26 protein-coding genes are annotated in these 25,900 nt (G+C 61.9%); 15 read left to right on the top strand and 11 right to left on the bottom strand.

What is annotated here, in order from left to right; all coding sequences use genetic code 11:
- Nucleotides 1–9: 9 nt before the first annotated feature.
- The 5 genes from F2P47_RS13950 to F2P47_RS13930 form a co-directional block, all read right to left on the bottom strand.
- Nucleotides 10–1,128, bottom strand: a complete 1,119-nt coding sequence (locus F2P47_RS13950; RefSeq protein ID WP_185681124.1) for a flagellin N-terminal helical domain-containing protein — start codon at nt 1,126–1,128, stop codon at nt 10–12.
- 341 nt (nt 1,129–1,469) lie between these two features.
- The gene (locus F2P47_RS13945; protein ID WP_185681123.1) at nt 1,470–3,413 is read right to left on the bottom strand and encodes a tetratricopeptide repeat protein; all 1,944 of its coding nucleotides are present in this window, start codon (nt 3,411–3,413) and stop codon (nt 1,470–1,472) included.
- Nucleotides 3,414–3,538: 125 nt separating this feature from the next.
- Complete coding sequence (locus tag F2P47_RS13940) at nt 3,539–4,006, bottom strand: hypothetical protein (protein ID WP_152216988.1); 468 nt, start codon at nt 4,004–4,006, stop codon at nt 3,539–3,541.
- Nucleotides 4,003–4,317, bottom strand: a complete 315-nt coding sequence (locus tag F2P47_RS13935; RefSeq protein ID WP_152216987.1) for a rod-binding protein — start codon at nt 4,315–4,317, stop codon at nt 4,003–4,005. Before F2P47_RS13935 ends, F2P47_RS13940 begins: the two co-directional genes overlap by 4 nt.
- On the bottom strand, nt 4,317–5,456 hold the full coding sequence (locus tag F2P47_RS13930; RefSeq protein WP_152216986.1) for a flagellar basal body P-ring protein FlgI: 1,140 nt from the start codon (nt 5,454–5,456) through the stop codon (nt 4,317–4,319). The genes F2P47_RS13935 and F2P47_RS13930 overlap by 1 nt, the downstream gene beginning before the upstream one ends.
- Before the next feature lie 263 nt (nt 5,457–5,719).
- Between F2P47_RS13930 and F2P47_RS13925 the strand changes: the two genes are divergently transcribed.
- A complete protein-coding gene (locus tag F2P47_RS13925) occupies nt 5,720–6,151 on the top strand; it encodes a flagellar assembly protein FliX (RefSeq protein ID WP_152216985.1) in 432 nt (143 codons plus the stop codon).
- A 326-nt stretch (nt 6,152–6,477) separates the two neighbouring features.
- Nucleotides 6,478–6,894, top strand: a complete 417-nt coding sequence (gene dksA / locus F2P47_RS13920; RefSeq protein WP_152216984.1) for an RNA polymerase-binding protein DksA — start codon at nt 6,478–6,480, stop codon at nt 6,892–6,894.
- Between the two features lie 78 nt (nt 6,895–6,972).
- Here dksA and flgH read toward each other — a convergent pair whose 3' ends face one another.
- From flgH to flgF, 4 genes are read right to left on the bottom strand one after another with little or no spacing between them, the layout of a single operon-like run.
- A complete protein-coding gene (gene flgH / locus F2P47_RS13915) occupies nt 6,973–7,737 on the bottom strand; it encodes a flagellar basal body L-ring protein FlgH (protein ID WP_152216983.1) in 765 nt (254 codons plus the stop codon).
- 29 nt (nt 7,738–7,766) lie between these two features.
- A complete protein-coding gene (gene flgA, locus F2P47_RS13910) occupies nt 7,767–8,750 on the bottom strand; it encodes a flagellar basal body P-ring formation chaperone FlgA (protein WP_152216982.1) in 984 nt (327 codons plus the stop codon).
- An 11-nt stretch (nt 8,751–8,761) separates the two neighbouring features.
- A complete protein-coding gene (gene flgG, locus F2P47_RS13905) occupies nt 8,762–9,547 on the bottom strand; it encodes a flagellar basal-body rod protein FlgG (RefSeq protein WP_152216981.1) in 786 nt (261 codons plus the stop codon).
- A 58-nt stretch (nt 9,548–9,605) separates the two neighbouring features.
- Nucleotides 9,606–10,358, bottom strand: a complete 753-nt coding sequence (flgF, locus tag F2P47_RS13900) for a flagellar basal-body rod protein FlgF (RefSeq protein WP_152216980.1) — start codon at nt 10,356–10,358, stop codon at nt 9,606–9,608.
- 299 nt (nt 10,359–10,657) lie between these two features.
- Between flgF and F2P47_RS13895 the strand changes: the two genes are divergently transcribed.
- From F2P47_RS13895 to F2P47_RS13875, 5 genes are all read left to right on the top strand, one after another.
- The gene (locus F2P47_RS13895; RefSeq protein WP_152216979.1) at nt 10,658–11,152 is read left to right on the top strand and encodes a flagellar basal body-associated FliL family protein; all 495 of its coding nucleotides are present in this window, start codon (nt 10,658–10,660) and stop codon (nt 11,150–11,152) included.
- Between the two features lie 32 nt (nt 11,153–11,184).
- Nucleotides 11,185–12,321, top strand: coding sequence for a flagellar motor switch protein FliM (gene fliM / locus F2P47_RS13890; RefSeq protein ID WP_152216978.1), 1,137 nt, complete (start codon nt 11,185–11,187; stop codon nt 12,319–12,321).
- On the top strand, nt 12,318–12,806 hold the full coding sequence (locus F2P47_RS13885) for a DUF6468 domain-containing protein (protein ID WP_152216977.1): 489 nt from the start codon (nt 12,318–12,320) through the stop codon (nt 12,804–12,806). The genes fliM and F2P47_RS13885 overlap by 4 nt, the downstream gene beginning before the upstream one ends.
- A gap of 10 nt (nt 12,807–12,816) precedes the next feature.
- Complete coding sequence (locus F2P47_RS13880) at nt 12,817–13,587, top strand: MotE family protein (protein WP_152216976.1); 771 nt, start codon at nt 12,817–12,819, stop codon at nt 13,585–13,587.
- A 170-nt stretch (nt 13,588–13,757) separates the two neighbouring features.
- Nucleotides 13,758–17,144, top strand: a complete 3,387-nt coding sequence (locus F2P47_RS13875; protein ID WP_152216975.1) for a hypothetical protein — start codon at nt 13,758–13,760, stop codon at nt 17,142–17,144.
- A 3-nt stretch (nt 17,145–17,147) separates the two neighbouring features.
- Here F2P47_RS13875 and fliP read toward each other — a convergent pair whose 3' ends face one another.
- Entirely contained in the window at nt 17,148–17,822 is a 675-nt protein-coding gene (fliP, locus tag F2P47_RS13870) for a flagellar type III secretion system pore protein FliP (RefSeq protein WP_152217032.1), read from the bottom strand.
- Nucleotides 17,823–17,911: 89 nt separating this feature from the next.
- Nucleotides 17,912–18,289, bottom strand: a complete 378-nt coding sequence (locus F2P47_RS13865; RefSeq protein WP_152216974.1) for a FliO/MopB family protein — start codon at nt 18,287–18,289, stop codon at nt 17,912–17,914.
- 249 nt (nt 18,290–18,538) lie between these two features.
- On the opposite strand from F2P47_RS13865, the gene flgB reads away from it, so the two are divergent.
- The 8 genes from flgB to recA all read left to right on the top strand — a co-directional run bounded on the left by flgB (nt 18,539) and on the right by recA (nt 25,876).
- Nucleotides 18,539–18,994, top strand: a complete 456-nt coding sequence (flgB, locus tag F2P47_RS13860; RefSeq protein ID WP_246176903.1) for a flagellar basal body rod protein FlgB — start codon at nt 18,539–18,541, stop codon at nt 18,992–18,994.
- A gap of 20 nt (nt 18,995–19,014) precedes the next feature.
- On the top strand, nt 19,015–19,425 hold the full coding sequence (gene flgC / locus F2P47_RS13855) for a flagellar basal body rod protein FlgC (RefSeq protein ID WP_152216973.1): 411 nt from the start codon (nt 19,015–19,017) through the stop codon (nt 19,423–19,425).
- Between the two features lie 6 nt (nt 19,426–19,431).
- On the top strand, nt 19,432–19,752 hold the full coding sequence (fliE, locus tag F2P47_RS13850) for a flagellar hook-basal body complex protein FliE (RefSeq protein ID WP_152216972.1): 321 nt from the start codon (nt 19,432–19,434) through the stop codon (nt 19,750–19,752).
- A gap of 64 nt (nt 19,753–19,816) precedes the next feature.
- The gene (gene fliQ, locus F2P47_RS13845; protein ID WP_152216971.1) at nt 19,817–20,080 is read left to right on the top strand and encodes a flagellar biosynthesis protein FliQ; all 264 of its coding nucleotides are present in this window, start codon (nt 19,817–19,819) and stop codon (nt 20,078–20,080) included.
- Between the two features lie 25 nt (nt 20,081–20,105).
- Nucleotides 20,106–20,867 carry a flagellar biosynthetic protein FliR gene (fliR, locus tag F2P47_RS13840; RefSeq protein WP_152216970.1) on the top strand — a complete coding sequence of 254 codons (762 nt, stop codon included), beginning with the start codon at nt 20,106–20,108 and terminating at the stop codon, nt 20,865–20,867.
- A 19-nt stretch (nt 20,868–20,886) separates the two neighbouring features.
- Nucleotides 20,887–21,969, top strand: coding sequence for a flagellar biosynthesis protein FlhB (flhB, locus tag F2P47_RS13835; protein ID WP_152216969.1), 1,083 nt, complete (start codon nt 20,887–20,889; stop codon nt 21,967–21,969).
- Nucleotides 21,970–22,080: 111 nt separating this feature from the next.
- Nucleotides 22,081–24,600 (top strand): ATP-binding protein, encoded by a 2,520-nt coding sequence (locus tag F2P47_RS13830; protein ID WP_204886695.1) that lies wholly within the window; start codon nt 22,081–22,083, stop codon nt 24,598–24,600.
- 178 nt (nt 24,601–24,778) lie between these two features.
- Nucleotides 24,779–25,876: a recombinase RecA gene (gene recA / locus F2P47_RS13825; RefSeq protein WP_152216968.1), complete on the top strand. Its 1,098-nt coding sequence runs from the start codon at nt 24,779–24,781 to the stop codon at nt 25,874–25,876.
- Nucleotides 25,877–25,900 lie beyond the last annotated feature (24 nt).

The raw sequence follows: 25,900 nt of genomic DNA, 5'->3' as shown, positions 1-25,900 counted from the left end.
TCAGGCGGCTCAGAAGAGCTTCAGGACGCTCTGCTGGGCCTGACTGGCGATCGAAAGGGCCTGCACGCCGAGCTGCTGACGAGTCTGCAGGGCCAGCATGTTGGCGCCTTCTTCATTCGTGTCGGCGGTGATGAGGTTCGCCGCGCCTGTCTGCAGCGTATTTACCAGATTCTTCGTGAAGTCCTCGCGGGCCTGCACGATGGACAGGCTTGAGGCGAAGGAGGTGGCGAGGCTGCGAAGCTTGTTTGTTGCCCCATCGTTGCTGTTCTGGACGGCCTTGATGTTATCGTCGTTATTGAAGGCGTCATAAGCGAGGGGATCGAGGCCGATGCCCGCAGAGTTGGAGTTTACCCCCGCGATAGCCAGCTTCGAGCTCTGGTCCTCGTTGAAGTTGACGACCAGGTTCGTTCCGGACTGCAACAGGTTCGTGCCGTTGAAGCTTGCGTCCTTGGCGAGCTGGTCGATCTGCGTCAGCAGGTTGTTGTAGTCGTCGATCAGCTTGTTGCGGCTGGTACCGTTGGACGACGTATTGGTGTTGGTCGTGTCGGCAAGGGCGCCGCCTGTGGTCGTGGCATCGCCGCTCAGGGTGAGCTTGTCGCCCGTGGAGACCGTGAACTTGAGGAGACCGGCAGAAGTCTCAGTGACGCTGAGACCCGAAATGCCCGCGGCCGAGATCGCGGCCTTCAGGTCGCCGGCGCTCTGGATATTGGTTGTCAGCGGGACGGTGACCGCGGACTTGCTGCCGATCTTGATCGTCAGGGAGCCGTTGGTCGTCGAATAGTCATGGGTGGTCACGGTTTCCGTCAGCGTCGTCGGCTGAATGGTTGTCTGAAGCGCCTGGGTCGCGGTGGCCTTGGCCTGCTGCACCAGCTTCTGGATCGCGTCGATGCCCTGGCTCGCAGCATTGATCGTCTGAACCGCCAGCCCTTCATTGTCGAGCAGGGTATTCAGGTCCGATGCACGACCGTTCAGTCCCTTCGCCGTGAAATAGGACTGCGGATTGTCAACCGCGCTATTGACCTTGAGACCGGTTGCCACGCGCTGCTGCGTCTGGTCGAGCAGCTTCGCAGTGTTCTGCATGCTCAGCAGATTGGAGCGCATCGCGCTAGAGAGAACAACGTCAGCCATTTCAATCACCCTCTTGGGTTCTGCCGGCGTGTCTCGGTCCGGCTCGAGTGTCATACTGAAAATTAATGCTTAATTCCGCGTAAACGCGCGGCGGTCCAGCTTATTTTTTTGCCGGATGAGGAAAGTTGGTCCTCGTCGCCTCTCTCGTTCGCCTACGGAGCATTTCAGTCCCTTGTGTTCCTGTACTTACTGGCAACTTAATCAGCAAGGAGCGGGCCAGTTATAATATTCAATAAAAACAATGACTTATATGATTTCCTCTGGCCGTCGCCCCGGCAGCGGGTGCCGGGGGCGGCGATTTTTGCCGGGTGGCATTTGCCGCGCGTGTACGGAACGCGGCCTCAGACCCGACGGGCGGCCAGGAGAATGCGGGCGTCGGAAAGAATGCGGCCCAGAAGCTCGGAGCGGTTGAAGCCGGGCATGACCGGATAGATTTGCAGTGTCGGATGCCAAGGCAGGGTGCCGGTGCCGATCTGCATGGGATGATGCGCAGGCATATAGAAGAGTCCGGGCATGCCGAGGGCGCCGGTCATTTCCGCGGCCGCGTTCCAGAGACCCGTGGCAAAGTCGAGTTCGGCCGTTAACGCTGCCGTCCCGTCGAGATCATTATGCGTGTCGACGCCGGGCATTTCGTGGATGGTGAGCCCATGCTTCTCGGCCGCCTCGCGAATCTCGTCCTGCGGATTGCCGAACTGAAGACTGATAAGCTTGAGGCCCTCGATCTCCTGAAGGCGGATCCAATCCTGAAGATCGGTTGCGAAGATGTTGCGGACGGGATTGCGCATGCCGGAGCGCCAGGTCAGACCGACCTTCGGTCCCTGACCGAGACTGTCGAGCCATGCTCGCGCATCGGCGCGCTTCTCGGGGCAAGCAACGAGCGGCCTCGAACGCTTCGGAAAGGTATCGAGCGTGCGGCGGCGCAGCGATGCAGCGATGCCAGCGGGTGCGGTGTAGTCGAAGTCGATTTCCTCCTCGGGGTAATTTCCGAGACCGGTAGCCCGGCCCTGCTCGGCGCGGACGGTCGCTTCGGGCCAGCTGCGCTGGTAGAGATCGACGAGGCGTGGCTCCGTTTCGACGATGACATGGCCCGCTTCGGCGATCATATCCGGAATGACGGTGGAGAAACGCAGGTCGTCGCCCACGCCCTGCTCACGCCAGATCATGATGGTCTTACCCTTGAGGTCCTGACCTTCCCACAGCAGGCCGGGGAAGGGGCGCATGGGCTTGCGCTGGCCGCTGCTGAAGCCGAAGCCGTAGATGTCCCAACCTTCGAGGCGTCCGACCGAGAGCAGGCAGAGTGCGAGATTCCACAGAATGCCGTCATGCCCGGGGTTGAGTTCCGCGGCTTTCTGGTAGGCGGGTAGAGCTTCCTGCGGGCGGCAGGCGGTCTGGAGCGCCGAGCCTAGATTTACATAAGATTGATAGAGGGCAGGCGCGAGATCGATGGCCCTGAGGTGGGCGCCTATCGCCTCCTCCAGCATCGCCTCGTCGGCAAGGATATTGCCGATATTGGTATAGGCGATGGCAGCATCCGGCGTGAGCTCAATGGCACGAGACAATGCGTCCACTGCCTTCTGCTTTTCCTTTATGGCGGCAAGGGCATTGCCATAGGCGATCCAGGTTTCTGTATCGTCCGGGTTGAGTTTCGCGGCGCGCTCGAATGCTTCGGCGGCTTCTTGCGCATGGCCGAAGCGGGCGAGAATCGTTCCCTGATGGTAGGCGACGACGCCGTCGTCCGGCGCAAGGCGGCCGGCCTCCGCCATGGCGGCAATCGCCTCGTCCGGCCGGTCCATCTCGGCAAGCATCTTGCCCCGGCCGCGATGGAGCCGGGCGTCATTCGGCGCAGAAATGAGGCCCTGGTCATAGGTGGCGAGCGCCGCTTCGTAGTTTCCGAGGCCGTCGCTTTGCAGGCGGGCCGCTTCGATCAGCGCGTTGATGTCGGTCGGATCGAGCCGCGCGGCTTCGCAATAATGGTGAAGGGCATCCAGGTTCTTGCCTTCGAGAGCGAAGACATGAGCCAGATTGCGATGGGCCGTACTGTAATCGGGATCGACGTCGAGTGCCCGTTGCAGCATTTCGATGGCGCGGTCGTTGCGCCTGGCCTCATGCGCTAGGACCCCCATGAGGCGAAGTATGCCAGCATTGGCGGGGTCCTGGGCGAGCGCCATGCGGTAGTGGCGCTCCGCATCGGCAAACTGGCCTTTGCGATGATAGGTCTGGGCCCGTTCTATCGTCCGGTCCAGGTCGATGTGCTTCGCTGCGCCTTGCCTGCTGGATTTTGACATTGAAGCCGCCCCCGCTGTCCTGTCCATGGCCGGCGCGTCGCGCGCGGAATGGACGATGCCCGAATGTGCCTCAACACTCGCGCGAACAGGGTTAGCGTCCGGTTAATTTTAAGGCGGTATTAGCCTTAAACGCGCGCGTCATGCGCGATGGCTGCGGGCGAGCTGCCCGAGGGCCGCGCGATGGCGGCATTGCGGCCGTATCCCAGGACAGGGGCCTTCTTCTCGGAGACTGCGTTGGCCACGGCCTTGAGCAGCCGTTCGGAGACGGACTTCGCCGCGCCGAGGGCTACTTCGTTTGCGCGAAGCAAGCTGTCGAGCTTTGTCATGGCGGCTTTGAGCGTCGCGACCTTCTCGGCAGGTGCGCGGTCGATCAAATCCTTGCGCAACGTCACAGCGCGGACATCCATGGCATATTCATTGGCAAGGCGGATTTTCTGCTCCTGAAGCTCGCCGATCCTCAGAGGCTCGCAGGCCTGAAGGTGGCCGGTTTCGCGGATGATGATGTCGCCGAGCTGGTCGGCGACGGCAAGCATGCGGTCCACCAGGGCGGCGGGGGAAAGGTCGCCTGCGGCGATGCGGTGGGGTTCGCTCATCGTCCTTGCTCCTGAAGCTTCAGAATTTCGTTGTAGATGTTGGAGGCGATGCCGATGCCGCCCGCCTTGGTCATTTCCTTGCCGTACTGATCGACGAGGAGCGAGCGGAACATGCCTTCGCCTTGCCCGCCGTCGAAAGGCCCGTCGGACTTGATGCCTTCGAACATTGACTGCGCCATGACCGAGATGAACTGGCTCTCGAACTCCTGCGCCACGGCCCAGGCCTTTGCATTGCGCGTCGCGCCGGGCGTTGAAGCCTGCATCGGCGTGTGGACATAGGCGGGCGTGGCGGCGGCGAGGCTGGCGATCATCACATCACCTCGATTTCGGCCTGGAGTGCGCCTGCAGCCTTGATCGCCTGAAGAATGGTGATCATGTCGCGCGGGCTGACGCCGAGGGCGTTGAGCCCGTCCACCAGTTCCTTGAGGCTGATGCTGCCGTCGACCATGGCGAGCTTGCGGCCCTTGGCCTCATCGACATTGACGCTGGTGCGGGGCACGACGGTGGTCTGGCCGGTGTTGGAGAAGGGCGCGGGCTGGCTGACCTGCGGCGTTTCGGTGACGCTGATGGTGAGGTTGCCCTGCGCGATGGCCACCTTGCTGACGCGCACATCCTGACCCATCACGATCACGCCCGAGCTTTCGTCGATGACAACGCGGGCCGCGAGGTCAGGCTCCACGCGGAGCTGCTCGATATCCGTCAACAGATTGACCACATTGCCCGCATAGGAAGGGGGCACGGTCAGCTGAACCGTGGTCGGATTGTTGGCGACAGCCGCGCCGTTGCCCAGAAAGGTGTTGATGGCGCCGGCGACGCGCTGAGCGGTCGTGAGATCGGGGTTGCGTAGCGCAAGGCGCAGCGTCTTGAGCTCGGCGAGCTTGAAGTCGATTTCGCGTTCGACCACGGCGCCATTGGCGATGCGGCCATTGGTCGGCACACCGCGTACCACGGATGACGCGTCGCCCTTGGCGGAAAAGCCGCCGGTTGCCACGGAACCCTGGGAGACGGCATAGACCTGTCCATCCGCGCCCATGAGAGGCGTCACAAGCAGGACGCCGCCCTGAAGATTGGTCGCGTCGCCAAGCGCGCTGACAGTCACGTCGATGCGGGTGCCTTGCGGTGCGAAAGGCGGCAGGTTTGCCGACACCATGACGGCGGCCACATTCGCCGTTTTGATCTGGCTGCCGCGCGTGTTGACGCCCAGCCGTTCAAGCATCGCGGTGAGGCTCTGCTGCGTGAAGGGCGCGTTGCGCAGCGTGTCGCCCGTGCCGTTCAGGCCGACCACGAGGCCATAACCCACGAGCAGGTTATCGCGGACGCCTTCGACATCGACGATGTCCTTGATGCGCGACGAGGCCTGAACGCCCTGAGGCAGAACAAGCGCAAAGGCACAGGCCAAGGCGAGGAGCGGTGCGGTGGAGCGGAAGAAGGCGGCGATGTGCCTGAGCATTTGCTGACCGTCTGAGGCGTAAGAGTACGACCCTCCCTAGCGAAAGCCATGCCATGGCCTAAGTGGCTGATTTTGTTTGTCTCATGCGCCTTCTGAATGGTGCGCTTCCGCCATGCCCGGCAAGTTTCGACGGCGCTCCCGGCAAATTCTGCCGGCGATGAGTTCATGCTTAACGCCGCTTTAACGGATGCGGTCCATCATCACTGTCGAATAGCTCCATATCGTCCGGCGCATTGCCGGAAAAAGGGCTTGAGGACATATCGATGAAGATTGGCGGTACACGGCAGATCGGCCAGACGGCGGGCAAGCGCTCGGCATCGGCGCGCGGCCTGGGCTCCGGCTTCATGGCGGGAGAGTTGGACGAAGGCAGGGGCGTTGCGGGCCTCGGCGCTGCGGCCTCGCTGGGCGCCGTTGACGCGCTTCTCGCGCTGCAAGGTGCTTCCGCCGCGGGCGACGCACTGACCTCGCCCCGCCGCGCCATCGCGCGTGGCGAGCAATTGCTCGACATGCTCGACGATATAAAGGTGGCGCTGCTCGCGGGGCAGGTGCCACAGGCAAAGCTTTCGCGTCTGCTCATTGCCGTCGAAGGGCAGCGGGGCCGCGTCGTAGATCCCGAGCTGGGGAACATCCTCGATCACATCGAGCTCAGGGCGCGGGTCGAACTGGCGAAGTTCGGAGCCTTCCCGAAAGACTGATCGGAGGACTGCCTTGCGGTCTCTCAAGCGGCGCTTTTTACCCGCCTGAAGCTATGTCCGAAGTGCCAAAAATGACCCATAAGCCTGCGACGGGAGCAGGTATAATTATGCATAATCTCATACATTAGGTTCTGAACGCATAACGGCGTAACAGAAGGTTCATGCGCGCCGATGGCGAATTCCGCCTGAAGGGCTGCATTTCTCTTATATTTATCAACGGGTTGGAGATTGATAACCTAAGTTGCCTTCGGTTGTTGAGAATCGAGAATCCACTCCCTATACTCCGCCGCGTTTTCTTGCGTGTGTGTCAGGAGAGATCACCGCGAATGGTTGTCCGCTTACCTAAAGGCTATGTACCGTCCGAGGACGAGCCGTTCATGAACAAGCGGCAGCGCGAGTATTTCCGGCGCAAGCTGGAAAAGTGGAAGGACGACATCCTCCACGAAAATCGCGAAACGCTGCAGCATCTTCAGGAAGAAACGGCACAGCATCCGGATCTCGCCGACCGCGCGTCGACGGAGACGGAGCGCTCGCTCGAACTCAGGACACGCGATCGGCAACGCAAGCTGATCTCCAAGATCGACGCCGCGCTGCGCCGGATCGAGGAAGGTACTTACGGCTATTGCGAGGAGACCGGCGAGCCCATCAGCCTGAAGCGGCTGGATGCGCGTCCCATCGCCACGCTCTCCATTGAAGCGCAGGAACGCCACGAGCGGCGCGAAAAGGTTTATCGCGACGATTGAGGCTTCGGCTTTGCTTAGGCACTGAATCAGAAACGCGGCTCCTTTCGGAGCCGCGTTTTGTTTTCCGACATCAAACCATCAGAACGGCATCACGATGTCGTAAAGCTGCTGTCCGTAGCGCGGCTGCTGCACGTCGCTGATCTGGCCGCGACCGCCATAGGAGATGCGCGCTTCGGCGATCTGCGTGTGCTTGATCGTGTTGGTGTTGGAGATGTCCTCCGGCCGGACGATGCCGCTAATGAGAAGTTCGCGTACCTCATAATTGACGCGAACTTCCTGGCGTCCCTCGATCACCAGATTGCCGTTGGGTAGGACCTGCGTCACGACGCCTGCAATCGTGAGCGCGATACTTTCCTTGCGGTCAACGGAGCCTGCGCCCTTGCTCGCGCTCGCGCTCGAACCGTCGACAAGGCTCGTCGGGTCGACACCGCTCGGCAGCACGTTTTTCAACTTGCCCTCGAGCCCCAGGAAATTGGTGAGGCCCGCATTTTCCGAATTGGCGCGTGTGCGCTCCGTCGAGTTGTCGACCTTGGCGCTGTCGGCGATGTCGATCAACACGGTGAGAATGTCGCCAACCTTCGCTGCGCGCTGATCGCGGAAGAAGGCGCGCGAGCCGGTGCGCCAGAGCGAATTCGGCTCGTAGACAACCTTCTCCGCCGTCGGCATCGGCATGCTGACAGGGCGGTAGCCCGGCTGCGTCGTCGGATTGGCGATGGGGGCGAGTGCGGGGGCCGCGCCGATATTGTCGATGCGGTCCATGGCGCCGCAGCCGCCAAGTGTCATGGCGAAAGCGGCAAGTACTGCAAGACCGGCAGAGCGCGCGGAGACCAGGCGGGAAAACATTACGAACCTCATTATCTGCTAGGGCCTGCTCAGGACTTCAGTTCGGCGGGATGGGGTACACCGAGGGCTTCGATACGAACCATGTTCGGCCCTTCGACGATGCCCTGAATGGTACGATTTGAGCGCGGGTTGAGAACGTCGACCGTATCGCCCACCGCACCGCTCTGCAGCGCGCGACCGCGGGCAAGCAGCGTCAGCGAGCCGATGGCATAGGTCATGTCCACCTGCATACCTTTGCTCACGACGAGGGGTGCCTGCACATCCGTGGTGCGGATCGGTTCGCCGAGGCGGATCTGGTGGCGCGGCGACATGCCGACAAGCTGGTCCAGCGACGTGATGATGTTCTGGCTGACACGCATGGCGGGCAAGCGCACCCAATCGATGTCCTGCGCGCGGACCACATCGCCCGGTGCGATCTCGCGTGTGAGAACCGGAACATCGGCGACCGGATAGGCGCGGCCGGACACGTGGCGGAGCGGGGCCGTGAGATCGTTGGCGGGCGCGCGAAGCAGCGCGTCGAACGCACCGGTACGCGGATTGGTGGCGATCTGTTCGACCTTCACGGTGGCGGGAGCGTCCATGCCGACCTGAATGCCGGCGGCGCCATTGGCGAAATCGACCTGGAGCTTTGCACTCGGCATGAGCGAAGGCGTCGAGGCGATGATTGCCGAAGCGATCACTGAAGAAACCTCGGCATCGGGAACGGCGATGCCTGCACGCGCGACGGTCACATGGGTGAGCCCCGTCGTGTTGTGCCAGGCAAGGCCACTGCGGCGTGCGGCAAGAGAAATGCGCGAGACGGAGATGTCTGTCGTCAGGCCCGGTGCAGGCGCATCGGCAACAATGACGCGCGCAGCATCTCCTGCATCGTCGAAGAGATCGCCGAGTGTGACGGCATTGCCGGAAACTGTGACGTCGGAACGCAGCGCGGCTGCGTCGGCGCGGGCGGTGAAGCCCGTCACGACGGTGACGGCGGCAAGCATCAGAACGGAATGGCGCATACCCGAAAACATTGCTGTTATTCTCACTTCAGGTTCGACGTGACCGACATCATTTCGTCGGCGGCGGTGATGACCTTGGAGTTCATCTCATAGGCGCGCTGCGCAGTGATGAGGCTCGAGATTTCCGTCACGGCATTGACGTTCGAGGTCTCGAGGAAGCCCTGCAGCAAGGTACCGACGCCAGTGGTGCCAGGCGTGGCGACGGAGGGCGCACCGCTCGCGGCGGTTTCAAGGAAGAGGTTGTCGCCCTGAGGGTCGAGGCCGGCGTCATTCGGGAAGGTCGCGAGATCGAGCTGGCCGACGACCTGAGCCGCCGTCTGGCCGGGAATGGTTGCCTGCACCTGGCCATCCTTGCTGATCGTGATGTCGGTTGCGTCGCTCGGGATGGTGATGCCCGGCTGCACCGTGTAGCCGTCGGAGGTGACGATCTGGCCGGTCGCGCTCAACGAGAAGTTGCCGGCGCGCGTATAAGCGTCTTCGCCGCTCGGAAGCTGCACACGGAAATAGCCGCGGCCCTGGATCGCCATGTCGAGCTTGTTGCCCGTATTGTCCATGTCGCCCTGGTTCATGATGCGATAGACCGAGCCTGTCTTGACGCCGAGGCCGATCTGCACACCCGAGGGAACGACAGTGCCGGTGTCGGATGAGTTCGTGCCGACGCGGCGCAGGTTCTGGTAGAGCAGGTCCTGAAACTCGGCGCGCTGTTTCTTGAAGCCCGTCGTGCTCATGTTGGCGATGTTGTTCGAGATCACCTCGACATTGAGCTGCTGGGCCATCATGCCGGTGGCGGCGATGCTGAGCGCTTGCATGGATCGGGTTCCTTGATCTTGTTAAGCGAGGGGATCGTGTTGAACGGTCAGGTGCGGTTCAGGCCGCAGCGGCGATTTGCGAAATGGCCTGGCGACGCATGTCGTCAGCGGCCTCGATGAGCTTTTGCGCACTTTCGTAAGAGCGCTGGACGGTCATCATGTTGGTCATCTCCACGATGGGCTTCACATTCGAGCCTTCGATTGAGCCCTGAACGACGCGCGCAGATTGCACAGGCGCCTCGGTCTGCGTCGTCGAGAGGAGGTTGTTCTCCTCATTCTTCATGTCCTGGAGATTGGCGAAGGTGACGAGGCCGAGCTTACCGCGCACCTGTTCGGAATTGGCGGTGCCGGAGCGCGTGGTCGTGATCGTACCGTCGCGGGCGATGGTGATCTCGCCTTCGTCGGCATTGAAGGTGATGGGCGAGCCGGAGTCGGAAAGCACCGGGTTGCCTTCCTGCGTGACAAGTTGGCCGGAACCGTCGAGCTGGAAGTGACCGTCGCGCGTATAACGCACGCCCTGCGGCGTCTGGATCTTGAAGAAGCCTTCGCCGCTGATCGCGACATCGAGCGGATTGCCCGTTGTCTGCATGGCGCCGTCGGCGACATTGCGGAACTGGCCCAGGTCCTGAACGAAGGAGAGGTTCTTGTCGGGGCTCGCCTCGCTCGCAACGGGCATGACGAACTCGTCGAAAATCATGCTCTCGGACTTGTAGCCATTGGTGTTCATGTTCGCGATGTTGTTCGCGATCACCGACATCTGGCGCATCATGGCGCTCTGCCGCGATAGTCCGATGAGAATTGCGTTGTCCATGGCGGTTCCGAAGTCGTGCCGTTGGTGAAGCTCAGCCACTCATGTGCAGGGCGTGTGCCAGAAAAAAACATGCGCAATTTCAGCGGCTTAGAAGATAAGCAGTCCGGCGGTCCCCGGCTTCGTGGCAGGCTTTACCGGGCAGTTCTTGCCGGGAGGCACCCGACGCCCGCAACGCTTCATTAACTAAAATCAGCAAATATTCAGACGTGCGCAGCGCACGGGCGGAATGCGTTCTCGCGTCGCCCGAGGCGCTTTGAATTGATCCGGCCTCGTCGCCGGCGGGCAAGGGTGGGGTAGTCATGGCAGCAGCGATCAGCGCTGATGCTTCAGGTGATGAAGCAGAGGCCGCCGTTCCCGCGAAGCGCAAGCTGAGCGGAAGGGTTCTCGTTCTCTACATCGTCGTTCCTCTCCTCCTGCTCGGTGGAGCAGGCGCCGGCGTCTATTTTTCGGGGCTTCTCGGCGGCGGTGAAAATGCGAAGCCGGTTGTTGCCGAGCCGGTCTTCTACGACCTGCCGGACTTTCTCGTGAACCTGAGCGGTCCGGCGCCCCAGCACTTTCTGAAGATGAAAGTGTCGCTCCAGGTTACGGACAAGGAAGCCGTCAAGCGCCTCGACGCGGAGCTTCCGCGCGTTCTCGACGGCTTCCAGACCTTTCTGCGCGAACTCAGGCCTGAAGACCTTGAAGGGTCAGCCGGCATGGCACGCGTCAAGGAAGAGCTGCTGCGTCGGATTACGCTCGCGATCCAGCCGCCAATCGTCAGCGACATTCTCTTCAAGGAAGTCATCGTTCAGTAGGGCAGTGGGCCCCGCCGGGAAAAGTGTGATTCATGGCTGATATCGACGACATCGATCAGGACGAAATGGCCGCGGCCATGGCCGCCATGGCGGACGATGAGGATGAGGCCGCGGCGCAGCCTGAGTTTCGCGCGCCGCCTGAACGCGTGCTCAACCAGGACGAGATCGACAGCCTGCTCGGCTTCGAGATCGACAATGAAGATGCCGGCGACAAATCGGGCATAAAGGCAATCATCAATTCCGCGCTCGTCTCCTATGAGCGCCTGCCTATGCTTGAAATCGTGTTCGACAGGCTCGTGCGTCTGATGACCACAAGCCTTCGCAATTTCACGTCAGACAATGTTGAGGTGAGCCTCGACAATATTTCGTCGATCCGCTTCGGCGATTATCTGAATTCCATTCCGCTGCCGGCCATCCTCGCTGTCTTCCGTGCACAGGAGTGGGACAATTACGGCATGTTCACGGTCGACTCGAACCTCATCTATTCGATCGTCGACGTGCTGCTGGGCGGACGCCGCGGCACAGCCGCGATGCGTATCGAGGGGCGGCCCTATACGACCATTGAGCTCAATCTCGTCCAGCGCATGATCGAAGTCGTGCTGCAGGATGCGAAAGCCGCCTTCGAACCCCTGTCGCCGGTCAATCTCGAACTCGACAGGATGGAGACCAATCCGCGTTTTGCTGCCATTGCACGTCCTGCGAATGCAGCCATTCTGGTCAAGCTCCGCATCGACATGGAAGATCGCGGCGGCCGCATCGAAATGCTGCTTCCCTATGCGACGCTCGAGCCGATCCGTGAACTTCTGCTTCAGATGTTCATGGGCGAGAAGTTCGGGCGGGATTCCATCTGGGAAAGCCATCTCGCGACTGAACTCTGGTCGACCAAGGTTCCGCTCGAAGCGGTACTCGACGAACAGAAGCTCACGCTTCGCGAAGTCATGAATTTCAAGGTCGGGCAAACGCTGATGCTGAACAACGGGCCTGACGCGCTGGTCGAAATGCGCTGCGGCGGTGTGCCGCTCGCATCGGGGCGCATCGGGCGCATGAGCAGCAACGTCGCCGTGCGCATCGAGCATGGCATCAAGAAAACCAATCGCACCGAGGCGATGGAGGCCGCTATGGCGGCAAACCAGGCAGGCGGATCGAACGCCACAGGAGCGCGCCGATGAATTTCCTTGAAACCGGATTGCCGTTCGACCTCCTGCTGGAGGGCATCGTCTCGATACTGCTCGTCGCGACGATCGGCTATTGCGCCATGATCGACCGTCGCCTCCGCGCCATGCGCTCGGGGCAGGATGGTCTGCGCGATCTGATCGGCGAACTGTCTGCCGCGACTGAGCAGGCGTCGGATGCCATCACCCGCCTGCGCGATGCTTCGAATGCGACGGGCCAGAAACTGAGTGAACATGTTGCTCGGGGCAGGAGTCTTGCTGACGAGCTTGCCTTCATGCTCGAAGCCGGCAACGACATTGCCAATCGTCTCGGCAACATCGATGCGCGCCGCGCGCCGGCGGGAATCGTGCCCAATCTGAAGCCGGCTTCCGGCCCGCGTCAGGCGAGCGCTGCACCCGCTCGTGAAACGGCGAGGGCGGCTCAGCCGCAGAAATCCCAGGCGCAGCATCCGCTGCTCGATCTTCTGAAGCGGGCCCGCTGAGGTTTACCCCATGTTCAACCGTCTTCGTCTCCTGCCGACCGTGATGCTCTGCGCCGGGCTTTTGCTCGGGCTGAAGGTCGTTCATCTCGTCGGCGGACTCGAAGGCTTTGTCGCCATCTCGCCAGCCCGTGCCGCCGACCATGCGGAGGCGGAGAAGGCCTCCGAAGGCGCGGAGAAAGGCCATGCGGAGACTCTGGTTCCCGCGCCCAAGCAGCAGGCGCAGGTGCCCTCCGATCCTGCCATGAGCCCCGCCGAGGTTGCAGTGCTCGGCAGTCTTGCTCAACGCCGCGATGAACTGGACAAGCGCGCCAAGGATATCGAAATGCGCGAGCAACTGCTCACGGCTGCTGAAAAGCGAGTCGAGGACCGGATTGGCGAGTTGAAGCAGATCGAGGCGAGCATCAAGACGCGCATCGCCGATAACGACAAGGCGAACGAAGCGCGGCTCGCAGGCGTCGTGAAGATGTATGAAACGATGAAGCCGAAGGACGCCGCGCGGATTTTCGAGCGGCTCGACATGGGCGTTCTGGTCGATGTGACGAAGCGCATGGAGCCGCGCAAGCTTGCTGCCGTGCTCGCCGCCATGGACCCGGTGACGGCACAGGAACTGACCGTCGAACTCGCCACTGGCGACAAGCTCCCTGATGGCATTGATGCCGTGCCGGCGGTCAAGGACGTCAAGCCGTCGGTGGATGTGCCCGCCGCGACGTCCGCGCCGCAGGCAGGTCTTCCCGCCGCACCCGGCGCCGCACTCGACGGCACGAAGGGCAAACACGTCTGATTTGTCACAAATTGACGTGAGCCCGGTCGGTTTAAGCGTCACTTAACTCCGCGCATTTATGCTTTGACTTCAGGCACCTGGCCGCGCGTTTTTCTGATGCGGCCTGCGTAAATCTGGCGGGCAAAGAATTGATCGAGGCCGGTTGGCATCATCTGAATCGGCATAGCGCGATGCGTAGCATTGCGGCGGCGCTGCTTGTCGTCTGGTCCATGATCGTGGCCGCGCCTGCTGGCGCCGCGGTCAATGTTTCGGGCAACTTCATCGAGAGCGATGGCTATGGCCGTATCGTCCTTACCTGGCCGGGCGGGGTGCCCGCCCATGTAGAGGCGATCACCTCGGGCGTTCTGGTCGTTAAATTCGATCAGCCATTCACGACCGACCTTTCCGAATTCATGCGCCAGATGCCGGATTATGTCGCCATGGCGCGGCAGGATGCGGATGGCCGGACGTTGCGCCTCGCCCTCAAGTTCGATTATTGGCTCAACGTTCAGCAGGCTGAGAGCAGCCTCTATCTTGATCTGCTGCCGTCTTCCTGGGCCGGGAAGGCGCCGTCGCTGCCAGCCGATGTGCTGGCGCGTATAGCGGCCGCATCCGCCGCGAAGAAGAAGGCGGCTGAGGACGCCAAGCTCGTCAAGGATCTCGGCATCGTTGATCCCGGTGCGCCTGCGCCTGCTTTGCGCGTTCGCGTCGCACGGCATGATGGCATGACGCGCCTCGTCTTCGACTGGAACCAGCCGGTTCTCTATTCGGTCGTGCAGCAGGAGGGCGCGGCGACGGTCACCTTCGATCGCTCGGCCAAGGTGGCGCTGGCACCGATCCGCGTTGACCCGCCGCCTTACCTGGAAACGATCAGCGCGCTGGAGCGCGATGGCCGCCTCTCCATCGTTATGAAGCTGAAGCCGGGTGTCGCCGTCACCGATTTCCGCGAGGATCTTGGGGTTGTGCTTGACCTGAAACCGAGGGCGGAGACTGAAGCCTCGGAGCCCGTGGCGGAAGAGCCTCGCGTGCGGGCCGACCATGAGAAATCCGCCGCCGCAGTTCCGGCGGCGCAAGCGCATACACCGAAGCGGATCGTGCCGACTTCCGAGGCACCGCCAGCGGTGGAAAAGCACGAGGCAGCCGAAACCGTCAAACCCGAACCGGAAGTTCCAATTGCCGCCGCCGCGCCCGATGCGGCAGGGCAGATGGCACCGCTCAAGGTGAGCGCAAGCGCCGTGGACGGGCGCACCGACATTATCTTCCCCTGGACCGTGCCAGCAGGCGCGGCCGTTTTCGTTCGCGCCGGAACGCTCTGGGTCGTCTTCGATCGGACCGCGCCGCTCGATCTGTCGGCATTGCTGCGCAATGCGTCGAAACAGGTTGGCCAACCGCGTTCTGTCGAGATTGAGAACGGTGTTGCGCTCGCCTTCCCCCTGGGTCGGAGCCATGTGCTTGTCAGCGCGGCAGAGAGCGGCACCGAATGGCGGGTTTCGGTCGGTGAAACGCTTGCAGGCACCGGTCGATCGATCAATGTCGAGCGGTCATGGCGCGATACGGGCGAGGGCGTCGTCGGCTTCGACATGAAAGATGCGCGGCGCATCGTCCAGATTCATGATCCTGTCGTGGGCGATGTGCTCGAAGTCGCGACTGCCCGCGCGCCGGTGCAATCGCTGCAGACGCCGCGCAGCTTTGTCGAGTTTCAGGCACTGCAAACGGCGCAAGGGCTTGCCATCGTGCAGATTGCGGACGACCTCAATGTGGTTGCCGGGCCGGAGTCGGTGGCTGTGACGCGGCAAAGCGGCCTGACACTCTCCGCCGACAATTCGGAGACGCCGTCCCAGGCGTCGTTCTCCTATGCGGGCTTCATGGATTTCGCGGACTGGCGCGGCAAGAAGGATTACACCGAGGAGCGCAAGGACCTCGAAGCGAAGATCGCGATGGCCGACGCCGAAGATGTAGCTGCAGCGCGCGTGACTTATGCCCGGTTTCTCGTCGCCAATCAGCTGGGTCCGGAAGCGGTCGCTCAGCTTCGCCAAGCCGAGCAAGCCGACGGCGGGCTCAGCTCCGATCCAGGCTTCGCCGCGCTCAAGGGCGTCGCAAAGGTCCTCGCTCATAGGTACGCGGAGGCGGTCACCGACCTTTCGGCAAGTACGCTTGCCATGGATCCGAATGCCGCGATCTGGCGTGGTCTTGCCCGGGTGGAACTTGGGCAGATGGCGGCGGCGCGGCGCGATTTCGATCTCGCCTCGCCGGCGATCAGCAGTCTCGAGCCGCAACTGGCCGCTCGCGTCAAGCTGAAGGCGGCGCGCGCGGCTGTCGCCATGGGCAATTTGCAGGCGGCGCGCGGCTATATGAGGTTGCTGCCCGACCGCAGCGGCGATCATGCGGCGGATGCGGAGGTTCTGCTGGTCAAGGCGCAGATCGCAGCGGCCCTCGACCAGACCGATAAGGCGGCGGTACTTTACGACGATGCGATTGCCCAGGGTGTGCGTCGGTTCGCTGTGCAGGCGCGGCTGGAAAAGGCATTGATGCTGAACAGGGCAGGCAAACTCAACGACAAGTTGCTGCTCGCGGAACTCGAAAAACTTCGCATGATGTGGCGCGGGGACGATCTCGAGCTGCGCATTCTGTCGGCGCTTTCGGAGCGTCAGCTTGCCACCGGCGATGTCGTGGCCGGGTTGAAGACCATGCGCGTCGCCACGGTGAACTTCCCCAACAGCGACGACGCCCGGGCCATGGGCGCGCGGATGCCGGATATCTTCGCCGACTATTTCATCAACGACAGCGCGTCCAAACTGCCGCCCATTCAGGCGCTGAGCCTCTATTATGACTTCCAGGACCTGACGCCGATCGGCCGGCGGGGCGACGATCTGTTGCGCCATCTGGCGGAGCATCTCGCATCGCTTGATTTGCTGCCTCAGGCCGAGACGCTGCTTCGCTATCAGATCGAGCAACGCCTCCATAGCGGCGTCGCCAAGGCGCAGGTGGCGGCTCGCCTTGCAGGTCTCTATCTCCTCGACCGCAAGCCGCAGGACGCGCTCAACATCATCCGTGCCACGGCGCAGAACGGGCTGCCTGAAGATATCGACGAGCAACGCCGCCTGATCGAGGCACGTTCGCTCGGCTCACTCAAGAAATTCGATCTGGCGCTCGATCTCCTGTCGGAGATTCCCGGCCCGATCGCGCAAGTGCTGCGCGCCGATATCCTCTGGGAAGCGCAACGTTGGGGCGACGCGGGAGCCGCGGCCGAGGTCGTGCTTGCCGGGGCAGGCGGCGCAAGGCCGCTTACGGATGACGAACGCTTCGATGTCATGCGTAGCGCGATTGCCTATGCGATGGCTGAGGACGAGGAAGGACTTTCGCGGCTGAGAACGCAATTCGGAAGCCGCATGGCCGCCACCTCTGATGCCAGCGCTTTCGCGGTTGTGACGGATGCCATCGAGAAGAACGGCGTGGCCTTCCGTGAGCTCGCGAGCCGGATCGCCTCCGTCAACACGATGGAGCGTTTCGTCAATTCCTTGAAGAAAGACGACCGGGTCTCGGAGCTCGACGGCACCGCCGTTGCTGCGAACGAATAGCGGTCAACCTGTTCCGAAGCTCTGGACGAGGCTTCCCGCGATCAGCGCCCATCCGTCCACCAGCACAAAGAAGATGAGCTTGAAGGGCAGCGAGATCGTTACCGGCGGTAGCATCATCATGCCCATCGACATGAGAACCGACGCCACCACCATGTCGATGACGATGAAGGGCAGGAAGATCAGGAAGCCGATTTCGAAGGAGCGGCGCAGCTCGCTCAACATGAAGGCAGGTACGACGACCTGAAGCGGAAGGTCCTTTGCCTCTTCGGGTTCGGCGGTCTTCGAAAGATCGACGAAGAGCTTCAGGTCCTGCTTGCGTACCTGGGTCAGCATGAAGCCCTTGAAGGGTAGGCTGGTCTTGGTGAAAGCCTCAGCCAGTTCGATCTTCTTGTTCATCAGGGGCTCGATGCCGTCATGATAGGCCGTCGTGAAGGTCGGAGTCATGACGAACGCGGTGAGGAACAGTGCGAGGCTGATGATCACCGAATTCGGCGGCGATTGCTGCAGGCCCATAGCCGTGCGCAGAAGCGACAGAACCACCACGATGCGCACGAAGGACGTCACCATGATGAAGATGGACGGCGCGAGGCTCAGGACCGTGATGAGGGCGACGAGCTGTACGACGTGGTCCGTCAGGCCGAGATTGTCGGCGAGATCGACCTTGATCGATTCCGCCATCGCGGCATTGGAAATGGAGAAGGCAATGAATGCGCCGAGAATGCCGACTACAAGCGGCACGTGACGCAGAACGAAGTTCGAAAAGCGGTTCACGCGCGGCGCTCCTTGATGAGGTTGACGATACGCTGGAACTGAAAGCCGGGGGCAGGGGGCTCGCCATCTGGCGTCATGGTGGCGGCCTCCACGATGGTGGGGGCGTCGATGCCCGTTTCGATCAGGAGGTTGTGCTCGCCTCCCATCAGAATGAGGTGTTCCTTGCCGTCGCGGCGGATGAGGACCAGTCGGTGCTTGGCGTCAAGGGCCTTCACCTCGGTGACCGAGAGCCGCTTCTGCGCGCTTCCGCCGAAGCCACCGGTCGCAAAGCCGAAGCGTTTGGCGGCATAGGCGCAAACCCCGATCAACCCGACGATGAAGGCGAGAGCAGCGACGAAGCGAAAGATTTCTGTCAGGTCCATCGGTATGCCCATCAGCCGGGGCGTCCCGTTGCGGGCCGCCTCCCTTCGGCACAATTTGCCGGGTCATGTTTAATGACGGGTTAAGACCCGCAAAAATCAGCCATTCCGACGGTTAACGACTTCTGACCGGCGGTAGGTCATTTTTGCCGCGTTAGGACGATCTTAACCTTGAGCGGCGAAGACTGCCCATGCCGCCAAGGAATGCGTGGCCTGCGAACTGACGAGCGACCTGTCTCGAGCACCCAGAATGGGAGCGTGAAGATGGTCTCTATTGGGTACGCGACCATGGCTATCGGCGATCTCCCCATCCTCTCGATGATGAAGCAGCGCCTGCATTGGCTGACGCAGCGCCAGGAAGTTTTGGCGCAGAACGTCGCCAATGCGAATACGCCCGGCTACGAGGCGAGGGACCTCAAGGAACTGGATTTTGGCGCGATGGTGGATGCGAGCGGCACCAAGCTCGCGCCTGTCGCCACCAGCCCCGCGCATATCGGCTCGCCCGTTCCGAGCGCGGCAGGGGGCTTGAGTTTCGGCCAGGCGCGCGGCGGCGAGCTCATCAAGAAGGCGGACTTTGAAACCACGCCGAGCGGCAATTCAGTCACGCTCGAAGACGAGATGGTGAAAGTCGCACAGACACAGATGGATTACGACACGGTGACGAGCCTCTATTCGAAGAGCCTCGGCCTCATCAAGCTCGCGATCAGCGGCAACTCATAAGGAACGCCAGAATGACCGCCATGGATCTTCTGAAATCGATGATGGTTGCCGCTTCGGGTCTGAAGGCCCAGAGCGGTCGCATGCGTATCATCGCGGAAAATATCGCGAATGCTGACTCCACGGCCACAAAGCCGGGCGGGGATCCCTATCGCCGCAAGATTCCGACCTTTCAGGACCGCCTCGACCGTTCGCTTGGCACCGAGACCGTGCAGCTCGGACGGCCCGTCCTCGACAAGGCCGACTTCCAGATGAAGTACATGCCGGGACATCCTGCCGCCGACGCGAATGGCTACGTGAAGATGCCGAACGTCAATGGCCTCGTCGAAGCCATGGACATGAAAGAGGCACAGCGCAGCTACGAAGCGAACCTCAATCTTATCCAGGCCTCGCGCCGGATGATTTCGCAAACCATCGACATTCTGAAGCGGTAACGCATCATGGCCATTCCAGCGACAGTAGCTCTGAACGCCTATGCCCGCGCTGCCGGCATGGGCGGCGGCGCGGCCCCCCAGGCGGGCGCGGCAAAAGAGGCGATGGGCGGCAGCTTCGGCGATTTCCTCGAAAAGGCGATCAACGAAACGGTCGATACCGGCAAGGCGAGCGAGCGCCAGATGGCGGCGACCGCCGGATCGAAAGACGGAAACCTCGTCGATGTCGTGACCGCCGTGGCAGAAGCCGAGACGACGCTGCAAACGGTCGTCGCGGTGCGCGACAAGGTGATCGCGGCCTATCAGGACATCATGAAGATGCCGATCTGAAGCCTCTGGCTTTGGTGCGGCGGGTGAAATTCAAGCTGATCGATTCAGGAAAGTGGGTAGGGGAATGACCGGACCGGAAGTGCTCGATCTGGCACGCCAGAGCATCTATGTTCTGCTCGAGATTTCAGCGCCAATGATGATTGTCGCGCTGGTGGTGGGCATCGCCATCGCGTTGTTGCAGGCGCTGACACAGGTGCAGGAAATGACGCTGGTCTTCGTTCCGAAGATCGTCGCCATCTTTCTGGTCATGCTGCTTGCTCTGCCCTTCATGGGGCAGGCGCTTTCCGGCTACATGAACCTGATCGCCCAGAAGATCGTCGCAGGCTGAGAAACGGCGAAGGGCGGGGCGCGACATGATCGATATCGATTTTCTGCCGCAGACGGGCTTCGTGTTCATGCTCGTCTTTTCGCGCCTCGGCACCATGATCATGCTGATGCCCGCGCTCGGTGAGGCGTCGATTCCTCCGCGCGTCAGGCTCATTTTCGCGCTGCTCATCACGGGCGTCATGATGCCGCTCGTATCGGGCTCATTCGGCACCATCCCGCAGACTGTTCCGGGCCTTGCGATTGCCGTCATCTTCGAAGTGGCGATCGGGCTTTTTGTCGGCTTGTCGGCGCGGATCGTTATGAGCGCTCTTCAGGTTGCGGGCAACATCATCGCCATGCAGATGGGCCTCTCATTCGCGCAGACGGTGGACCCGACGCAGGGCACGCAGGGCGTCATCGTCTCGACCTTCTTTTCGATGGTCGCGGTCACGCTCATTTTCGCGACCAATCTCGATCATCTGCTGATCGCCGCGATGCGCGACAGCTATGATCTCTTCAAGCCGGGGCAGGCGCTGCCCGTGGGCGATTTCTCGCAGATGGCGGTGAAGGCCGTCTCCGGCGCGTTCAAGCTCGGCGTCCAGCTTTCCGCGCCGCTCGTCGTCTTCGGTCTCGTCTTCTATGTTGGTATCGGCATCCTTTCCCGCCTGATGCCGCAGATACAGATTTTCTTCATTACAGTGCCGGCGAATATCGGCTTCGGCTTCGCGCTGCTTTTCCTGATCCTGGGAGCCATGATGAGTTGGTTCCTGCAAGGGTTCGAGCAGTCGATGACCGTCTTCGTGCATTGACGGAGGCGAACAGAACGTCATGTCCGAAGAAAACGATTCCGAAAAAACAGAAGAACCAACACACCGAAAACTAGAAGAAGCCGCAAAGCGCGGCGACGTCGCCAAGAGCCAGGAAATCAGCGCCTGGTTTGTGATGCTGGGCGGGGCCATGTGTATCGGCCTGATGGGCAGCTCCTCGGCGGGCACCATCATGCATGCACTCAAGGTTTACCTCGCCGCACCGGATCAGATCCCGATGGATCGCGATCATCTGCGGGCGATGATCCTCCACCTCGGCGCTACCATCTTCGGCGCGATGGCGATGCCGCTCGGCGTCCTTATCGTCGCGGCGCTCGCGGGCAATCTGGTGCAGCATGCGCCGGTCTTCTCCGCCGAGAACATGAAGCCCTCCTTCTCCAAGCTCTCACCCATGAAGGGGCTGGAGCGGCTTTTCGGCAAGAAGAGCCTCGTCAATCTTGCCAAGAGCATCGTCAAATTCGTCGTTGTCGGCGCCGTCGTGTTCCAGATCGCCTGGCCGGAGCGTGGGCGGCTCGCACTGATGATGACATGGGATGTCTCTCTGCTGCTGCCGCTCGTCCGGGCGCTGGCACTCAAGATGTTCACGGGCGTCATTGCTGTCATGGCGATCGTCGCCGGCGTCGACTACCTTTTCGAGCGCATGCAGTGGATGAAAAAGCAGCGCATGTCGTTCCAGGAAATCAAGGACGAGTACAGGCAGTCCGAAGGCGACCCGACGGTGAAGGCCAAGCTGCGCCAGATCCGGGCCGAACGTAGTCGCAAGCGCATGATGGCCAATGTGCCCAAGGCAACCGTCGTCATCATGAACCCGACCCATTATGCCGTGGCACTGAAATACGAGAAGGGCATGGGCGCGCCGGTTTGCGTCGCCAAGGGCCTTGATGCCATCGCCTTGAAAATCCGCGCCATCGCCGAGGAAAACGGGGTGGCCGTGGTTGAAAACCCGCCGCTTGCCCGCGCACTCCATGCCTCGGTCGAGATCGACCAGGAAATCCAGCCCGACCACTACAAGGCCGTGGCCGAGGTCATTGGATATGTCATGCGTCTTAAGGCTAAGATCGGTGGACGGAGACGCGCCAGGTGATTCGGTCGCTCTTGCCAATCAAACTTCATGAATTCGGGGCAGAACTCATGAGGCTGTGCGAGGCGCGGTCCATATGGAATCTGGGCGCCAGGCGGCTTTGGGGGCATGCCGATGACCGAAACGTCAGCTGAAATGGCTGAACTGGAACGTAATGCGTCCGGGCGCGAGCCGGGTTCGCGCCTGTCGCCACGGCAAATCTTCACGCTTGCGGGCGTGGCGGTCGCCGGGCTTGCGATCCTGCTCGACATTCTGGGGTTCCACGCTTTCGCCGTGCCGGGTGTGCTCACCGTCATCGGAACGATCGGCGCCGCCGGCATCATCCTGTTCGGCTTCAGTTCGACCATTTCGCGCGATGTGAGCCGGGCGCCGGCAGCGGCGGGCGACGCGCTCAACGCGCTTCCCGATCCCTGCTATGCGACTGACCGGCGCGGTGCCGTCCTTTTCGCGAACGAGGCTTACCGCAGCCTCGTCGGTTCCGTGAATGCTGACCGGCCCGCGCCGCTCGAGCGCTTGCTTGCGGGCAGGGAGGGGCATGCCGAGACGCTATACCGGCTGGCCCAGGCCGCGCGCACCGGATTTGCCGCCGAGGAGGAAATTCGCTTTGCGCTCCGCACCGGCCTTGCCGAGCGGACCTATCAGGTTGTGGTGCGGCCACTGAGCGGCCAGCTGGGCGGAGCCGTATGGTTGCTCCGCGACCTCACGCTGGAGCGTGAGCGCCTCGATCAGGCCGAACAGCAATGGCGGCGCGCCTCTGCCTTTCTTTCGGCGACGCCCATCGGTTTCTACGCCGCCGAATTGAGCGGCGAAATTCTCTATGTGAACAACAAGCTCGCAGATTGGCTCGGCGCCTCGGTGGAACGCCTCTCCGGGCGGACGCAGAAGCTCTCCGATATTCTGCTTGGCGACGTCGCCGGGCTCTCCATGGTTTCGGACTTCGAGGATGCTTCCATCGTCGATGCCGATCTCAAGGGGCCAAATGGGCGTCCGGTGCCGGTCCGCATCCTGCGCTCGCTGGTGCCCAAGGCCGGTGGCAAGGATGGAGAGTTCATCAGTTGCGCGCTGGTGCTCGACCGCGCCACCTCCGGCGAGGCCGAGGGCAACGCCCGCGATGCAGAATTACGCTTCGCGCGCTTCTTCAACAACGCACCGATCAGCATCGCCACCGTTGATGCCGAAGGCCGCATCGACAATGCCAATAGCGCCTTCCTCTCATATATGGGCGGCAATGTGACCCGTGGCGTGCCGCTGGCCGATCTTCTGGTCGAGGATGATCGCCCGGCCCTGCTCGAAAGCCTCGCCGCCCTGCGCGGGGGCAGGCAGCCCGGGCCGCCCATCGAAGTCCGTCTGGTCAATCGTCCGGAGCGCGTCGGCCAGCTTTATGCCAGCCGCGTCGACAGCGGCGAGGGTGGAAGCTCCACGGTTGTCTACCTTATCGACGCGACCGAACAGAAATCGCTCGAACTGCAATTCGCCCAGTCGCAGAAGATGCAGGCCATCGGTCAGCTCGCTGGTGGCGTGGCGCATGACTTCAACAATCTGCTGACCGCCATCATCGGCTTCTGTGATCTGTTGCTCGCGCGCCATCAGGCGGGCGATCCGTCCTTCGCCGATGTCATGCAGATCAAGCAGAATGCCAACCGCGCCGCGAACCTCACGCGGCAGCTGCTCGCCTTCTCGCGCCGCCAGACCTTGCGCCCCAAGGTTCTTTCACTCACCGACGCGCTGGCCGAGCTTCAGAACCTGCTGTCGCGCCTTCTGACCGAGAAAGTCGAGCTCAAGATCGTGCATGGCCGCGATCTCGGCCTGGTGAAGGTGGACCAGAATCAGCTCGAACAGGTCATCATGAACCTGGCCGTCAATGCGCGCGATGCCATGCCGGACGGCGGCCGGGTGACCATCCGCACGGCGAACGTCTCGGAGGAGGATTCCCGTGCGCTCGACCACGCGATGATGCCGCCCGCCGACTATCTGCTGATCGAGGTCGCGGATACAGGCACCGGTATTCCGAAGGAAAATCTCGGCAAGATTTTCGAGCCCTTCTACACGACGAAAGATCCGAGCAAGGGAACGGGCCTCGGCCTTTCGACTGTCTATGGCATCGTCAAGCAGACGGGCGGGTTCATCTTCGCCTATTCGACGGTGGGCAAGGGCACGACCTTCCGCATCTATCTGCCGCGCTATTTCGAAACGCCGGCCGAGGCCAAGGCCGAGGCGGAAGCGCAAGCCGCAGCCGTCGCCGCCGAACCGACCGACCTCACCGGCAAGGGCACCATCCTCCTCGTCGAGGACGAGGACGCCGTGCGCACCTTCGCCGCCCGCGCACTTCAGACACGCGGCTATGAAGTGCTTCAGGCCGACTGCGGCGAGGCCGCGATCGCGCTCGTTCAGGAATTCGAGGGCAAGATTGACCTCGTGGTTTCGGACGTGGTCATGCCCAACATGGATGGGCCGACCATGGTGAAGGAACTCAGGGGCAAGCTTCCGGGCGCCAGGATCATCTTCGTCTCCGGCTACGCCGAAGATGCCTTCGAGAAGAGCCTCGACCCCGAGCAGCAGTTCCATTTCCTGCCCAAGCCCTTCTCGCTGAAGCAGCTCGCCGCCGCCGTGAAGGACGTCATGGGCAAGGCGTGAGGGCGATTCTGTAGCCTGTGGTTGCGGAGGGTTGTGGTTCGTCGGAACATCCGTCGAACATGGTCTGAAAAGCCTTTTATTTTCAAAGCATTAACTTTTTTCTTGCCAGTGAGAACAAAACCGGTACGGTAGCTCCAGATTGCTTCGCTGCGGCCAGCGTGAAATAAGGGGAACCGGAATGTCGAAACCTGCGATTCAGCTCGTTGATAAGGGCGATAAGACCGATATGGACAAGCAGAAAGCCCTCGAAGCCGCCCTCAGTCAGATCGAGCGCTCGTTCGGCAAGGGCTCCATCATGCGGCTCGGCAAGAACGAGCAGGTGGTCGAGATCGAGTCGATTTCGACGGGTTCTCTCGGTCTCGATATCGCGCTTGGCATTGGCGGTCTTCCGCGCGGCCGCGTGATCGAGGTTTACGGCCCGGAGTCCTCCGGCAAGACGACGCTGGCGCTCCAGACCATCGCCGAAGCCCAGAAGAAGGGCGGCGTTTGCGCCTTCATCGACGCAGAACATGCGCTTGATCCCGTCTATGCCCGCAAGCTCGGCGTGGCGCTTGACGACCTTCTGATTTCCCAGCCCGACACGGGCGAGCAGGCGCTCGAAATCTGCGACACGCTGGTCCGCTCAGGCGCGGTTGACGTGCTCGTGATCGACTCGGTGGCAGCGCTGACCCCAAAGGCCGAACTTGAAGGTGAAATGGGCGACAGCCTGCCGGGTCTTCAGGCCCGTCTGATGAGCCAGGCGCTCCGGAAGCTCACCGGTTCGATTTCCAAGTCGAACACGATGGTGATCTTCATCAACCAGATCCGCATGAAGATCGGCGTGATGTTCGGCAGCCCCGAAACCACGACCGGCGGCAATGCGCTGAAATTCTACGCCTCCGTCCGTCTCGACATCCGCCGCATCGGTGCGATCAAGAATGGTGAAGAGGTGGTTGGCAACCAGACCCGCGTGAAAGTGGTCAAGAACAAGGTCGCGCCGCCCTTCAAGCAGATCGAATTCGACATCATGTATGGCGAAGGCATCTCCAAGACGGGCGAACTCGTCGATCTCGGCGTCAAGGCCGGTATCGTCGAAAAATCGGGCTCCTGGTTTTCCTATAACAGCCAGCGCATCGGCCAGGGCCGCGAGAATGCCAAGCAGTTCCTTCGGGACAATCCCGACATGGCTGCCCAGATCGAGCAGGCCATCCGCCAGAATGCCGGCCTCATCGCCGAGCAGATCATGGAAGGCTCGCCCGAGGATGATGGGGATGGCGATCTGGAGGCCAGCGCCTGAGGGTGCCTTAACGTTTCTCTAGCC

Source organism: Parvibaculum sedimenti (genome assembly GCF_009184905.1).
GTDB lineage: Bacteria > Pseudomonadota > Alphaproteobacteria > Parvibaculales > Parvibaculaceae > Parvibaculum > Parvibaculum sedimenti.
Note: the sequence above shows the minus strand (reverse complement) of the source record. Positions and strands in the feature narration are given on the sequence as shown.